This window comes from Flavobacterium gelatinilyticum (assembly GCF_027111295.1).
GTDB classification, from domain to species: Bacteria; Bacteroidota; Bacteroidia; order Flavobacteriales; family Flavobacteriaceae; genus Flavobacterium; species Flavobacterium gelatinilyticum.
Window position 1 is genome coordinate 770,773 of the sequence record NZ_CP114287.1, and the last position, 14,474, is coordinate 785,246.

The 14,474-nt window shown below is 37.8% G+C and carries 13 protein-coding genes; 6 read left to right on the forward strand and 7 right to left on the reverse strand.

The features are described from left to right. The first annotated feature begins 247 nt into the window (after positions 1–247). Both OZP11_RS03275 and OZP11_RS03280 read left to right on the forward strand, forming a co-directional pair. Positions 248–2,389: a catalase gene (locus tag OZP11_RS03275; RefSeq protein ID WP_281233795.1), complete on the forward strand. Its 2,142-nt coding sequence runs from the start codon at positions 248–250 to the stop codon at positions 2,387–2,389. A 17-nt stretch (positions 2,390–2,406) separates the two neighbouring features. Beyond that, positions 2,407–2,976, forward strand: a complete 570-nt coding sequence (locus OZP11_RS03280; protein WP_281233796.1) for a YciE/YciF ferroxidase family protein — start codon at positions 2,407–2,409, stop codon at positions 2,974–2,976. Positions 2,977–2,988: 12 nt separating this feature from the next. Here OZP11_RS03280 and OZP11_RS03285 read toward each other — a convergent pair whose 3' ends face one another. The 7 genes from OZP11_RS03285 to OZP11_RS03315 form a co-directional block, all read right to left on the reverse strand. Then, positions 2,989–3,141, reverse strand: coding sequence for a hypothetical protein (locus OZP11_RS03285; RefSeq protein ID WP_281233797.1), 153 nt, complete (start codon positions 3,139–3,141; stop codon positions 2,989–2,991). 626 nt (positions 3,142–3,767) lie between these two features. Beyond that, positions 3,768–4,037, reverse strand: coding sequence for a ubiquitination-like system serine protease family protein (locus OZP11_RS03290; protein ID WP_281233798.1), 270 nt, complete (start codon positions 4,035–4,037; stop codon positions 3,768–3,770). Then, complete coding sequence (locus tag OZP11_RS03295) at positions 4,018–5,196, reverse strand: ThiF family adenylyltransferase (RefSeq protein WP_281233799.1); 1,179 nt, start codon at positions 5,194–5,196, stop codon at positions 4,018–4,020. Before OZP11_RS03295 ends, OZP11_RS03290 begins: the two co-directional genes overlap by 20 nt. Next, positions 5,171–5,872 carry a multiubiquitin domain-containing protein gene (locus tag OZP11_RS03300; RefSeq protein ID WP_281233800.1) on the reverse strand — a complete coding sequence of 234 codons (702 nt, stop codon included), beginning with the start codon at positions 5,870–5,872 and terminating at the stop codon, positions 5,171–5,173. The genes OZP11_RS03295 and OZP11_RS03300 overlap by 26 nt, the downstream gene beginning before the upstream one ends. A 318-nt stretch (positions 5,873–6,190) precedes the next feature. After that, a complete protein-coding gene (locus OZP11_RS03305; protein WP_281233801.1) occupies positions 6,191–6,436 on the reverse strand; it encodes a DUF2188 domain-containing protein in 246 nt (81 codons plus the stop codon). A gap of 20 nt (positions 6,437–6,456) precedes the next feature. Continuing rightward, positions 6,457–8,937, reverse strand: a complete 2,481-nt coding sequence (locus OZP11_RS03310) for a S8 family peptidase (protein WP_281233802.1) — start codon at positions 8,935–8,937, stop codon at positions 6,457–6,459. Positions 8,938–8,940: 3 nt separating this feature from the next. Then, complete coding sequence (locus tag OZP11_RS03315) at positions 8,941–10,128, reverse strand: ATP-binding protein (RefSeq protein ID WP_281233803.1); 1,188 nt, start codon at positions 10,126–10,128, stop codon at positions 8,941–8,943. 416 nt (positions 10,129–10,544) lie between these two features. On the opposite strand from OZP11_RS03315, the gene OZP11_RS03320 reads away from it, so the two are divergent. The 4 genes from OZP11_RS03320 to OZP11_RS03335 all read left to right on the forward strand — a co-directional run bounded on the left by OZP11_RS03320 (position 10,545) and on the right by OZP11_RS03335 (position 13,835). Further along, a complete protein-coding gene (locus OZP11_RS03320; protein ID WP_281233804.1) occupies positions 10,545–11,504 on the forward strand; it encodes an ATP-binding protein in 960 nt (319 codons plus the stop codon). 434 nt (positions 11,505–11,938) lie between these two features. Next, entirely contained in the window at positions 11,939–12,244 is a 306-nt protein-coding gene (gene rbp / locus OZP11_RS03325) for an RNA-binding regulator (protein WP_281233805.1), read from the forward strand. Between the two features lie 326 nt (positions 12,245–12,570). Continuing rightward, positions 12,571–13,554 (forward strand): UDP-3-O-(3-hydroxymyristoyl)glucosamine N-acyltransferase, encoded by a 984-nt coding sequence (lpxD, locus tag OZP11_RS03330; RefSeq protein ID WP_281233806.1) that lies wholly within the window; start codon positions 12,571–12,573, stop codon positions 13,552–13,554. Between the two features lie 32 nt (positions 13,555–13,586). Next, on the forward strand, positions 13,587–13,835 hold the full coding sequence (locus OZP11_RS03335; protein ID WP_281233807.1) for a hypothetical protein: 249 nt from the start codon (positions 13,587–13,589) through the stop codon (positions 13,833–13,835). The last annotated feature ends 639 nt before the right edge of the window (positions 13,836–14,474 follow it).

Genomic DNA, 14,474 nt, shown 5'->3' on the forward strand with positions numbered 1-14,474 from the left:
TATTGGAATACTTTATATTATTGTTCTACTTTATTACATTATTACACTTTCAAAAAAAAAAAAAACAAACAACTATATATCAACAACTTAAATCATTAATTCTGTAACATGAGATTGTAATTCTATAACTGGATCTATTATAGTAGAGGTAAATTTGAAAGCCTGAAAAATGATTTGCAGTTTATTGCAACTCAATTTCTAAACTTCTTTTTCAGGTTCTATTTTTAACTATTAACAACTACCTCATATGAAAAATTTTCAGGATGAAAAGCAACGAGATCTGCTGATCAACAAATCAGACGGCACTAATAAGTTTCTGACCACCGATCAGGGTGTCAGAATTAATGACGACAATAATTCTCTTAAAGCAGGAGAAAGAGGTCCTTCTTTACTTGAAGATTTTATTCTTAGAGAAAAAATTACACATTTTGACCACGAAAGAATTCCTGAAAGAATCGTTCACGCAAGGGGATCTGGTGCACATGGATTCTTTGAAGTTACTAATCCAATACCAGAACTAACCAAAGCAGGTTTCCTGCAGGAGAAAGGTCTTAAAACGCCTGTTTTTACAAGATTCTCCACAGTTGCAGGATCTCGAGGATCTACAGATCTGGCACGCGATGTACGTGGATTTTCGGTTAAATTTTACACGCAGGAAGGCATCTATGATCTTGTTGGAAATAATGTTCCTGTTTTCTTTATTCAGGATGCATCAAAATTTCCTGACCTTATTCATGCTGTAAAACCAGAACCACACAATGAAATCCCGCAGGCTGCTTCTGCACATGATACCTTCTGGGACTTTATATCACTAATGCCAGAATCGATGCACATGATCATGTGGGCGATGTCTGACCGTGCTATTCCGAGAAGCTATCGTATGATGGAAGGTTTTGGAGTACATACTTTCAGATTAATCAATGAAGCTGGCGAATCTGTGTTTGTGAAATTTCATTGGAAACCTAAATTAGGAACCCACGCAGTTGCTTGGGATGAAGCACAGAAAATTTCAGGAAAAAATCCCGACTTTCACAGACAGGATCTTTGGGAAGCAATCGAAGCAGGAAACTTCCCAGAATGGGACTTAGGCGTTCAGATTATTCCATCAGAAGATGAAAATAAATATGAATTTGATCTGCTTGACCCTACTAAACTGGTTCCCGAAGAACTGGTGCCTGTCACTATAATAGGAAGAATGGTTTTGAACAAAAACCCCGATAACTTTTTTGCAGAAACAGAACAGATTGCTTTTCATCCCGGACATGTAGTTCCTGGAATCGATTTTACAAATGATCCTTTACTGCAGGGACGCTTGTTTTCGTACACAGATACACAGCTTTCCAGATTAGGAAGTCCTAATTTTCATGAAATCCCGATTAACCGCAGTGTAGCGCCTGTACATAATAATCAGCGTGACGGACATATGCGCCAGGAAATTAATACCGGACGTGTCAGTTATCATCCTAATTCTCTTGGAGGAGGCTGTCCTTATCAGGCAAAAATTGCAGAAGGAGGATTTGCTAGTTTTAATGAACGCATCGATGCGCATAAAATAAGAGAAAGAAGTGAAAGTTTTAACGATCATTTCGGACAGGCAAAATTATTTTTCAACAGCCAGACCCCTGCAGAAAAAAGCCATATTGTTAAAGCACTTCGTTTTGAACTGGGAAAAGTCGAAACCACAGCCATAAGACTGAGAATGCTTGGGCTTTTATCACAAGTTGACCAAGAACTGGCCGAAAAAGTAGCCATTGGACTTGGGGCAACGGTTCCTCCTGTTTTAGAAAAACCGCTGAATCACGGTGTATCTCCTGAAAATGAAAACGGAAAACAGGAATCAACCACAATGGAGCAGTCTGTAAAATCATCTGATGCATTAAGCATGCTGAAAAATCCAGTTAATTCGCCAACGATTGCCTCGAGAAAAGTCGCTATCATTTGTGCCGACGGAGTTTCTGAAGCTGCAGTATCTAACATGAAAAAAGCATTGCTTCAGGATGATGCTAAAGGCTGTATTGTGGCACCGCATCTCGGAGCTGTAATTTCAGATACTGATGGGGAAATTCACGTAGATTTCAGCTTTCTTACCGCATCATCGGTGTTGTTTGATGCTGTTTATATACCAGATGGACTTGGTCTGACTGTTCTGGCGGAAAGTGATGAAGTAAATGAATTTTTAAACGATGCTTACAAACACTGCAAAGTAATTGGAGCTGACGGAAAAGCTGTTTCTTTATTAAGTGCTGCAAATTTTGCTTCTAAAATCACAAATGATGATCAAGGGCTTATTGTTAGTAAAGAAGCTGCACGTGAAAAATTTGCAAAAGACTTTATACAAGCAATGGGAAAACATAGATTTTGGGAACGCGAACCAAATCTGTACAATTAAAACTAAATTAAAGAACTATGAAAAATTCAGAAAAACCAAATCATACAAAAAGGGCAGACAAAACTCCCAAAAATGGAATTGTACAGCCTGCAGCTGATGCTGCCGCAGAATTAAAAGCTTTATTTGTTGACAGCCTTAAAGACATATATTGGGCAGAAAATGCCTTGGTTGGTGCGCTTCCTAAAATGCAGCATAATGCAACAGATGCAAGTCTTGCTTCAGCTATAAAAGAACATCATGCCGTAACACAAAATCAGGTTAAAAGAATAGAAAAGGTTTTTGAACTGATTGGTGAAAAGGCAGAGGGAAAAAAATGCGAGGCTATGGCAGGATTACTTAAAGAAGGAGACAGTATTCTGGAAGAAACACAGCCTGGAGCAGTTCGTGACGCAGGAATTATTGCAGCTTCACAAAAAATCGAGCATTACGAAATAGCGACCTATGGAACGCTTGTGGCATTTGCTAAAACGCTGGGAGAAAACGACGCTGCAAAATTGCTGACTCAGACACTTGCTGAAGAAAAGGAAGCAGACTGTTTACTTAATGATATCGCATTAAACACTGTAAATATTGTAGCTGCAGAATAAAAGCTACATTATTTAAAAATCATAAACAAACATTTTATTACGATTGTTTTCGAAATATAACGAGATTTTTAACTGAGTCCAAAACGGGAAAACTAAACCAAATATACGAAGATAATGAAAGATAGCGTCTACCTGCAGTACGCCAATTTCTTTAAATCGTTCCATAAAGTTTATCGTAATTTGTCCCGTAGAGGTCACTCAGCCAGATGGCGCCAATTGTTTTCAATTGGCGCCATTTTTTTATTTATACTAATAAATACGCTGACTTTGAATCATTTTGCTTTTATTTACTTTCTTTAAAATAAGGCTAAAACAAAGATTCAACTGCCTTATAGTATATATTGTTTTGAAAAACAAAACAAATAGTTGATTTATGATTCGATAACTTAACAGGATTCGAACACAAATTTGTGAAAATGAAATTTCATTTTAAAATGATTTAATATTTCATAATTATTTGAATTTAACGTTCTCATTTTTCCAAACACAATTGTTTCCAGAATGAAACAAAATAAATTATTTATTCCCTTTTGGTTCTTTTTCAATTTTTATCTTATAAGAAAAACGAACTTCGATAGATTCAGCTCTTTGTAAAACCTATACTATTTACTTTTTTGATATCTTGGCTTCGGGAAATTTACAAGTGCCTTCTAAAATTTCTTTTCTCGGACGATACAAACGAACAGAAATAAACCAATTTTTAACTCCAGTCGAACAACAATCAATAAGTATAGACTTATTACTTTTTCCCACCCAAAAAGCTAAGACTAATGTTATTTTTTTTTTACTATTTATGAAATTCTTGCTACAAAATTCAAGGAAGACTTATTTAACTGAGATTGGCATTCAAAATTCCAGTTACCTATAGAAGGGTGAAGTGTGACAGCTTTACCGTTAAAAGTTAACTTCCAATCTGTCGGAGACAATGGGGTTACCACTTCATTTCCGCATCCGCACACACATTTGTGTATTGCTGTACAGTATTCAATCGAAATATACAAAATACCATCTTCAATCTTTTCAGGAATAAACTCAATAAATTTAAACTGCAACATCTTCATTAAAAATTTTAGAAACCCCGATAGAATAGGAACTGTGATATTCGTTTTCTAAATCAACATAAATACCGCGTACTTTTTTCCACTTCAAAACGGCAAAAATTGCATTGAGAGCATTTAGTTCAGCAATCTGAATATTCGTCCCATACTCATTATTATCAGAATCTTCAGAAAAAATACGAAGAGGAAGATGGTCTATTTTGTCAGGTGTAGCAGATGTAACCCTCACTGCTCCGGTAAGCCTGCCATCAACAACATTAACGCCTAAACCTACATCTGAAAAAGCTACTCCCAAGTCCGCCAGATAGTCCGTTATTAGTTTCCTTGCCGCATTTTTGTCCACGCATACAAACACATAATCCATTCTGCCCAGTTCATGAAGATTATCGTTTTTCACGTAGTAATCATGGACATGAATATGCTTGTGCATATTGGCATAAACCTTATAATAATATCCCACTTTCTTTAGATTTTCATCAAGATCTTTCAAAGACGCAGCACCAGGTGAACGGAAAGCGTTATGCTGGTCAAAACTATCTGCGTCATAAAGATGGATTTCTGCTACTGGAGTTTTAGCTATCATATCCAGAATATAAGCTCCTGTACCTCCCAATCCAATTATTGCTATCTTCTGGCCTTCCAGCTTCGCATTTATACCTTCAATATTTGCACGGCTTGAATTGGTATCAATATATTGGAAAACTGTTTCACCAGCAATATCTGCCATTAGCTTAAAGGTCTTTTCTGTAACGGAAGGATCCAGAAATTTTGCTGGTGCAGAAATAATATCTGCATACCTCTTCATTTTTTCATAGTAATTAGGATACCCTGCGGGTGGCTTGTTTGAAAAAGATCTGTTTACCAAAATCTGAGCGTTCAATGCTGAATCAGCGTTAATATGCTGAATAGCCGCAATGATTTCACCATCAGCTCCGCAAGGATTATTACCAGTAAAATGTACTACATGAGTATCGGGTATTGCTGTGTGACTATTGGCAATTAAAGTTAGGGTACTTACCAGCACTCCATATTCTATCTCTTTGTTTTGATTTACATAAGGTATATGGTGGATAAGTAAATATCCACCACGTACCTCGATCTCGTAACCTTCGTCTCTTAGACGTTTAAGGTCTGGGCTATGATTTATCAGTTGCTGTGACATCGAAGATCATTTTATTTTTGACACGTACACTTGAACCTTTAACCATAGTGCCTTCTGGTTTAGGTTCCCATCCCCTGCTGTAAGTAACTGTATATCCTTTATTAGGGTTATTGTCATAAGAACCAAAAGCCAGAACAACCAACTGCTCAAAGGAAATATCGGGCTGCTTCCATTGATGAACACGCGCATTTACAATTATGGTCAATTCCTGCGGTCTTGGCTTTGAGAAAAACTTCTCTTTACCTGGCCTGCCTAAATCAACTATTTCATCGTCTAAAATCTGATCATCCTGCCACCCCTCCTTGATGTCAAGAAAAATGTCATCACCAGCTGGTATACTACCCAATTCTCTGATTTGAATACCTCTAATGTATTGCTTATACCAAGTAAAAGGCATATCATTAATAAAAAACTGGAGCTTTTTCTTTACAAAGAAATACTCTGTTTCTGGACGAGCCAGATTAACTCGTTTTTCGTTTTCAATAAGCTCATCTTGATAAGGTTTGCTGATTGACAAATACAGCTCAATTTCTAATGGTATTCCTGCCAGTTGCTTTAATTCAGCACCAGTTTTGTACTGTTCGAAAGTCTCATAGTTTTTTCCCTCTATTACAAATTTTAGAAGTACTTTTCCGTTAGGGGCATTCTTTTCCCCTTGTTCAATATTTGAATTCATTCTTAAATCAAATTTGATATTAAATAATATATAAATTGCTTAAAGCCTATCATTTCGGCCATAAATCAGGAAAAATCCTGTGATAATTTTAAATCTGATGCAATTGAAATTTATATCGTTAATACCAAGCCCTGCGGCCTTAAATAAATCGGCCGGAGGTTTAAAATCACAAAAAGCTTGCTTATTTCAAATAAAGGAGGTAGTTTTGAAGTGCAAACATTACTACCAAGAGCCTTGCAAGGGCTTTTGTTTCCTTCAAAGGAATTAAGCCAGGTGATTTTCGCCTGGTTTTTTATTCATTAAAAAGTTTTTTTCTCATTAGAATTTTGTGTCTTTTCTTGATTTTGGATCATTTCCTGGTTTGACCGTGTCGCTGTCTCTTATTGGACCACCATTAGCACGATGGATGCGCACTTCTCCTCCGCCATTATTTGACGAAAATTGTTTTGCAAGTTGTTCAGCCTGCTTTTGAGTGGTGGTAATGGCCGAAGCCTTTTTACCTCCTTCTTTTTGGACATTCCAACCTTCCTGCCCTTTTTTCTGTGTTACATGGTAATTTGCCATAACTATATTTAAATTAAGAATTAAACTCTTGAGACAATTCGAGCAGCAGTTTTGATATCAACTGCCTGAACTCCTAATGATTGCAGCATTTGGCGCATATCGTTGAATACAGGTTCTTCTCCATTAGGATCTGAAATAGTCAATATTGCTGTAAATGGCACGCCAGCTGAAGGTATTGTAACTCCGTCTCTGGAAAGATACTCTACATCTAACTTCCATTCGGTAGATGGACCTACTCCTCGGGGGAAAGTTTTTTCATAAACTTTTACTGGACTCCACTTAAAAGAATGTTCAATTTGATCCTTTTCATTTAAACTTCCATCCCCTTCATCTGGTGTATAAATAGCATTTAATCGCCCTTTGTACTTTCCATCTTTTTGTAGCTGTCTAAGAGCTGCATCAATATTTATTCTGACAAACTCAGAGCCAAATTTGTGATCAAATCTTGGTGTGCTTACTATGGTAAGTTTAGCATGTCCAAAACATTTTCCTGCTCTTACCAAACTTGGAGGCCATGAAAATTTAAAGCTCATTTTGTGCCCGCTTACTGCCCTGTTTGCAAAAACTAATGTTATCGCAGAAGGATTTCCATTCAATATATCTTCAGAACCTCCAGGAATTCCAAATCCAACCAAATGCTTTGTAACATTTCTAAGATTTTTATCGTTAAGTGACTCAGGCAGTACAGCATGATGAATTCCCAGCCCTATCAAGGTTTCTCTTGAAACTAAACCTTCAATGGAATGATCAAGACTAGCTAAGGTCTTTGCGACGTTAGGAGCGGCATAACTGGTTCCGCATCCGTCGATAATATTACTGTCAGGATCCAAGGATAATAAACCACGTCCAAAAATTGGGTGAATCGTTCCTGAGCCACCAATATGTCCAAAATCAGGCTTAAGCCCCACTCGCAGTCCGGGCCCGCGACAGCTATAATTACTTAATGCATAAGGAACTACACCATCGATATGTGGCGGATTTAACGCCGAAACACTAACATTCCGGCAGCTTTCTGCTGGCCTTTTAATAGTATCATTCCTTGATGATGCCAATATTTTCAAGGCATCAAAATGATCAGAGGGCCACTCTTTTCTAATATCCCGTGGATGAGTATTGCCTGCTGAAATCACAAAAATCACATCATTTTCTTCAGCAATTTTATCTAGAATCTGCGCCGGAACACTATATCCAGTTGTTGACGCGTGCTCTTCTATATTGAGACTAAAATTAAATATTCTAACACCTGTTTTAGCTTTAAGTTCCTGAACAGCAGTTTCTAGCTCATTGAAAAACTCTAAAGGTTTTGAATAATAAAAACTATATCTGTCAATACGAGGCAATATATCCAAATCTATGATTTTACAGCCATCAGCCTCCCTGCAGATAGCTTTTCCATTCAGTTGCTGTCCAAATATTGCTAATCCAGCTATAAATGTACCATGATTTTCATCTTTATCAGAACCGCTGATTAATCCCCAACGGTCTTCAACCCAGTCGCCATAAACATCTGAAACTCCTCCATCCACCACACATATCTTGGGATAAGATTCTTTTTGGTTAGGAGCAATAACATTGAAGGTCTCACCTTTTGCATTGGACTTTACTGCAGAACTTTGGGTAATTATAGGAGGAAGCGTAACTTTCTTAACTAACGGATGGTTCCCTAAATATTCCAGCAATTGATTATGTTTATCCAAGCTTAAATCAATGGCTTTTTTCTCTCCAGTCTTACCTGCTGTTGATGATGCATATAGTTGTATTACTGCTGTAGAACTACTTTTTTCCAACTTTATGCCAAACACAGCAGCAGAACCTCTTCCAGTAGTTATTCTTGACACAAATACACCTATTTCCAAATTTGATAGTCCCTCAAAAAAACTATTAAACAAATCGAATTTGTATTTGCTTAATAAATCCCAATCTTGTCTTGCTGGCGGAGCTTCAAATAATTCCACCATATAGGCCCCACCTGTCTGAGGATTATCCAGCCATTTCACAGCTTCGTTCACTGAAAAATTCCTTTTGTCACTGGCAGAATAAAGACTAATCCCTTCAATTGCCCCTATTTCGCTTCTCAGTCTTGAAGGACTTGGTTCAGGCTTTCCGTTTCTCTCCTTATATCGCGTTTCTGTTTCAGCCTGTCCTACTTTAGTATTTATTTTATCTATGCTTTCCGGAGTCAGTTCGACAAATAATTCTCCAAGGTCACCCGCACCAATTACTGGTGCAACATCTCTTTTAAAAACCTGTGAAGTCGGGCGGTGGCTTTTTGCTAATGCAGTCTGCTTTAATGTAACTTTTGCGTACGAAACCTTAGCAAAGCTGCTAACTAACTGCATGCTCTTAATATCATTCAGCTGACTTTGAATACTATCTCTATGTTCGATAAATTCAGTGTCATTCCCGGCAAAAAAGTCTTTAAAACCGCCGCCTCCATTATTTTCCAATGCCTCTATAAATGCATCACTATTTAATACTATTTGAACAGGACTGTTTGCCATAACTTATATTTTTTCAGAATCTTTAAACTTTGATAACTGCTTGCTCAAACTTGACGGAGTAATTCCAAACAGCGAAGCAATATCTTTCTGTTTAAAAGAATAAACCTTATCATTTAAAAGCATATTTATAAAATCATCAACACTATGAAGCATAATACTTCGCTTTTTTGAATCGACTCGTCCCGAATTAAGTAAAGCAAACTGTTTCATTACCTCTACAATATTACTTTCCTTTTCTAAGACAAAAGCTCTCTTTAACCACCTTGAAAGCATTTCGGCATCAGCTCCTGATGAATCATCAAGACACCAAGCCAGAAACTTGATTTCGCTTTCATTAAACTCTAAAGGTTCGATAAAATTGCTAAGCAGTTGAATCATAACCTCTGGAGAAGGTTTAGGGATTTCAACCTGTATATCGAATCTACGCCAAATTGCAGGATCAAGAAGACTTTCGTGGTTAGTTACACCAATTGTAAAACCTTTCTCATGTCTGGAATCAAGACTCTGCAATAAAGTATTCACTACTCTTTTTACTTCACCGACTTCCTGTGGATCATTTCGCAGTTTGGCTATTGCATCAAACTCATCAAGAAGTAAGATACAATTGTATCTATTAGCAAAAGCAAACAAATTACCTATGTTACGAGATGTTGTGCCTAGATAAGAAGACATAAGACCTTCTAATCTAGCCAAAACAACTGGCAATCCTATTTGTTTAGCAATCCATTTTGCTAAATGAGTTTTACCAGTTCCTGGCGCACCATAAATCAGACATGAGCTGGCAGGCGTAGCATTAATTTCCAGAAGCTTATCGAATTGATTCCATTCATTGACGATTGACTGAATTGCAAGTTGAATATTTTCTTCAAACACCGGAGCTTTTTCAGGCAGATCACTTGGAAAAAAAATTTCAGCCAATGCTGTCGATGTCTCCTTATCTACAGGAATAGAAGTTTTAGGAGTTAACTCCTCTCCTTTTAGCACAACAAAAGATCTTTGGATTTTACTTGGGGACATATCCAGTGATGCTTCAGAAGCAGTCAACAATGCATCCAGAGATTTAACCTCCTTAGTAAATCCGTCTTTCTCCAAGCTTTCTTTTAACCTTCTGATCTGATGAATAACAGCTTCATTCGGAGTTGCTAATGCAGACCTGCTAAGAGCTTGTATAATACTAAAGTATTTAAGCATTTTGTTTTTTATATTTGGGTTTATTACAGCAAATATAAAACATTTATTTCCAAATAAAAAAAATATTTTCTATTTTTTTAATAATTATTTCCAATAAATAGAAAAAATTTCCACAAAAACCTTTTGAATTGCTTTTTTAGATTATTTGTTTTTACAAAAAAAAGGAGCTGCCTTTTAGACAAACTCCTCAATATTAAAATTCTCTAAATCATTTTTCCGCAAAATGGAAATAATGGAATCAGTTTCAGAAGAAAGGCTCCCGTCCAATAACTCGGCTATTTTCCAGTTCTGCAGTGCCTTCAAAAATTTGAAAACGGTAAAAAATTCCTCGAAAAAGATTTGAACCTTACAAAACTGGCAGGATATTTCAATACAAATACCAAATACTTTTCGTAAAGATTGCGGGAGACAATCTTATGATCATTGTCAACGACATCCTGGATCTGTCTAAAATTGAGTCAGGTAGCCTGACCCTCGAGCAGCGACCGTTTGATCTAAAGAAAACACTCAAACATGTCTATGACCTCTTAAGGGTCAAAGTCCATGATGGCGTGGAGTTTAACCTGTATCTCGATGCCGGGCTTCCTGAAATAATTTCCGGAGATCCGGGCAGGCTTAACCAGATACTGGTAAATCTGGCCGGCAATGCCCTTAAGTTCACCATGGAAGGGGAAGTGACCATCTCTGTAAAAAAAACAGCAGAAACAGACGACAGCTGCCAGATCCGCTTTGTGGTGAAAGATACCGGAATCGGCATATCTCAGAAGCATCTTGATACCATTTTCGGACGGTTTACCCAGGCTGAGCAGAGCACAACCAGAAAGTTCGGAGGCACAGGACTCGGGCTTAACATTGTAAAACAGCTTGTTGAACTGCATGATTCAAATATTCAGGTAAAAAGCATAGAAGGAAGCGGGTCGGAGTTTTACTTCACATTATCTTATAAAAAAGCAGTCTTGGAAACCAGCCCGCCTGAAGCGAAACTCTTCAATGATCTTGGCAGGCTCAGCATACTGCTTTGTGAGGACAACTACCTCAACCAGAAACTGGCACAGAACGTAATTGAAGGATTCGGATTTAAAATAGATATAGCCGAAAACGGAAGCCAGGGCATAGAAATGCTAGCGCACGGAGAATATGACCTGATGCTTATGGATCTGCAGATGCCTATTCACGACGGCTACCAGACGACTAAATATATAAGAAAAGAAATGAATAACCCTATCCCTATTATCGCCATGACTGCACATTCCCTGGCAGGAGAACTGCACCGATGCCTGGATGCTGGCATGAACGGCTATGTACCTAAACCTTTTAAGCAGCATGAACTTTTGGAAGCAATAAAATCAGTTCTAAAAAAAGACATAATCTTTTAAAGCAACCACTATAAGTATGGAAAAATAATCTGTTTTTAAGCAACTTCAGAAAATAAAATTTTATTTTTAAATGGTTTAATAATTCATAATCATTTGAATCTCCCTTCTCATTTTTTCAAATATTATCATTCCTTGACGGAGGCAAAAAATTGGTTTATTCATAAAGCGGATAATAACGTAATACAGCTGTAAAGATTAAAGTAAATACATCGTAAAACTTAGGATCACAGAATTAAATTATTGATTTTCAGTTTTTTTTACCAAACTTTTTTTAATAACATGCCTGCGATAAATATATAATGCTATCTTTGCTGTAATTGGTATTCTGCCAATGCTCACTCTGATAAGCAGATCTGTCCATCTTGTAAAATTTGTCCTCCCTTACTCTTCAGTTTAGGCATACAGCCGCCTTAATTTTTAAAACATTTTACATTATGAATATCTTTGTAGCAAAACTGGGGTTTGGAACCTCGGAGGATCAGGTGCGCGACGCTTTCGCAGCTTATGGAACAGTAACCTCTGTAAAAATAATTATGGATCCGTTTACAGGCCGCTCAAAATGCTTCGGTTTTGTTGAAATGCCTGACCAATCTGATGCTGAAAAAGCAATAAAAGGGCTGAACAACTCCGAACTGGACAGCCAGACTGTAGTGGTAAACGAAGCCCGACCTAAGCCTGATGTTTTGGACTACAGCTCCAGCAGAGGCGCATCAAATTATTCTAAGGACAGAAGAAGATAGCTGCAGTCTCTGGCAATGCTCTGATCAGACCAGCGGCCAAATCTACATAGAGCTGATGCATAATGGCTCGTTATTACTATAATAAATTTCTTTGCTTCAGACACTAATCTGAAACCAATAAATCATAATGCTTCTAGCAGGCATGGAATTAAACTTTACTTTTTTTTATAACAGGAATTATCTTTTTTTTTAAATCAGAGCTGAAAACCTACCTGCGAAAGGCATCAGGTACAACTGCTGCTGCTTTTTTATAATCATCAATTGTATGGCGGTTGCCAGCTAAATTATAAATTTAAGATACTGCCATACATAATAATCATATTTACATGAAAAAATTTTCAGTACATGAGATCTGCACACATCTTCATGGCATAACTGACGGCAAAACGTCGGCAATGGTATCCTCTGCGGGGAGCCCTGAAACCGTCCAGCCACATCAGATTACTTTTCTCGGAAACAAAAAATTTGAAAGGCTTTGGCCGAAATCCAAAGCTCTTGTTGCTGTTGTGGATAAGAATAGCGTCCTAGATCCCGGCCCCGGCAGGGCACTGATCAAAGTAGACAGTGTTGAGCTGGCTATGTGCCGAGTGCTTGAACTTTTCAGACCTGCGGCTGTCATGTTTGAAAACAACATCCATCACTCAGCAGTAATCCATAAGTCCGCTGAAATAGGCAATCAGACAAAAATAGGAGCTGGCGTCTACATAGGCGCAGGATGCAAACTGGAGCATAATGTTACTATTTACCCTAATGTTACCATACTTGACGGCTGTTTTATCGGTTCCGGAACTGTTATATGGCCTGGGACTGTCATACGTGAAAACTGTCGCATCGGCCTAAGGACAATCATACATTCCAATGCTGTTATCGGTGCCGACGGGTTTGGTTTTGTGAAGTGTCCTGTTGAAGGACTCGTAAAGGTCCCCCATATCGGAAATGTTGTTATCGGTGATGATGTAGAAATCGGTGCGGGAGTCTGCATAGACCGCGCAAAATTCGCCTCAACTGTTATTGGAAATGGCTGTAAAATCGATAATCTGGTACAGATTGGGCATAACTGCATTGTAGGCGAGCACTGTATCATAGCAGGAAACAGCGGACTGGCGGGTTCTGTGAAACTTGGCAGAGGCGTGGTCATCGGAGGGGGAAGCAGCATTAAGGATCATGTCACACTTGGAGACGGAGCTACCGTCGGCGGCGGATCGGGAGTAATCTCCGATGTCAGTCCAGGTGATACCGTATTAGGATATCCTGCTCTTAAAGCTGCGGTTACTTTGAAACACTGGGCATCGATCAAAGAAAAAAAGTAATCCAATAGTTTAATTTAATACTGAAGCGAAATATGGCCGACTCATTTTTTAAAAAAGAAAATAACAAGAAAAAAGCTCTTCTTAAAAAGCAGAAAGCACTCAGGAAGCTTGAAAGAAAAACTAACAACCTCAAGGGCAAAGGCTTTCAGAGCATGATTATCTACGTGGATGAACATGGACATTTCACATCTATGGCTGCTGAAAGCCGCACGGTCAAAGAAAGCCACAAGAGAATGCTGTCCAAAGAACCAAAAACACCATCTGCTACGGGAAAGAACTAGATGCGTTATACTGCCGGCATGGTTGATGTACTGAGCACTGAGCTCTAAAAATTGACAGATACTCTATCATCAATAAAACCAAAGGCTGAAATATGAAGCCCACGAGGATTTGATTATCTACCTGAAGAGCACCTCACCGGGAAAGGATAAAGAAAGCAATTGACTTCCCTCTCCAAAAATGAAAATTCATGTTTGTTACCCGAATTTATTGTCCGCAGCATGATGTCATTAGCGGTATCTGAAAAATGCCACTGCCTCAACCAGCGGAGTAATTATCTATCAGTAAAACTTTATCTAAGACAAAAAATGAGGATGCAAAAAAGGCGAATATGAAATGCAGATAATAAAGATTCCATGCATAATAAAAAAACACATGTCACCCAATAGCTTAATTCACCCAACAAATTTTCATTACTTAATTTTTCATGGCATCATGGCAAGTATTTTTATCATTAGCCTCTTTTTATAGCAGACTACTCTTAAAAATATATAATTTAACAAAAGCTTACATAATTCCCATGTTTTACATGGGAATTATGTAAAAAATTAAATTTTATTTTGTTACAAATCCTGCATTTCCGCTCCTTAGGGTATATTGCAGTTAGAAACATGCACGGCATCAGCAAACCCTTAATTTGG

Excerpts from the sequence above, each read along its gene's own strand:
- OZP11_RS03285 (WP_281233797.1), bottom strand. The coding sequence starts at position 3,141 with ATGGAACGATTTAAAGAAATTGGCGTACTGCAGGTAGACGCTATCTTT.
- OZP11_RS03295 (WP_281233799.1), bottom strand. The coding sequence starts at position 5,196 with ATGTCACAGCAACTGATAAATCATAGCCCAGACCTTAAACGTCTAAGA.
- OZP11_RS03290 (WP_281233798.1), bottom strand. The coding sequence starts at position 4,037 with ATGAAGATGTTGCAGTTTAAATTTATTGAGTTTATTCCTGAAAAGATT.
- OZP11_RS03300 (WP_281233800.1), bottom strand. The coding sequence starts at position 5,872 with ATGAATTCAAATATTGAACAAGGGGAAAAGAATGCCCCTAACGGAAAA.
- lpxD (WP_281233806.1), top strand. The coding sequence starts at position 12,571 with ATGAAAAAATTTTCAGTACATGAGATCTGCACACATCTTCATGGCATA.
- OZP11_RS03315 (WP_281233803.1), bottom strand. The coding sequence starts at position 10,128 with ATGCTTAAATACTTTAGTATTATACAAGCTCTTAGCAGGTCTGCATTA.
- OZP11_RS03320 (WP_281233804.1), top strand. The coding sequence starts at position 10,545 with ATGATCATTGTCAACGACATCCTGGATCTGTCTAAAATTGAGTCAGGT.
- OZP11_RS03275 (WP_281233795.1), top strand. The coding sequence starts at position 248 with ATGAAAAATTTTCAGGATGAAAAGCAACGAGATCTGCTGATCAACAAA.
- rbp (WP_281233805.1), top strand. The coding sequence starts at position 11,939 with ATGAATATCTTTGTAGCAAAACTGGGGTTTGGAACCTCGGAGGATCAG.
- OZP11_RS03335 (WP_281233807.1), top strand. The coding sequence starts at position 13,587 with ATGGCCGACTCATTTTTTAAAAAAGAAAATAACAAGAAAAAAGCTCTT.
- OZP11_RS03305 (WP_281233801.1), bottom strand. The coding sequence starts at position 6,436 with ATGGCAAATTACCATGTAACACAGAAAAAAGGGCAGGAAGGTTGGAAT.
- OZP11_RS03280 (WP_281233796.1), top strand. The coding sequence starts at position 2,407 with ATGAAAAATTCAGAAAAACCAAATCATACAAAAAGGGCAGACAAAACT.
- OZP11_RS03310 (WP_281233802.1), bottom strand. The coding sequence starts at position 8,937 with ATGGCAAACAGTCCTGTTCAAATAGTATTAAATAGTGATGCATTTATA.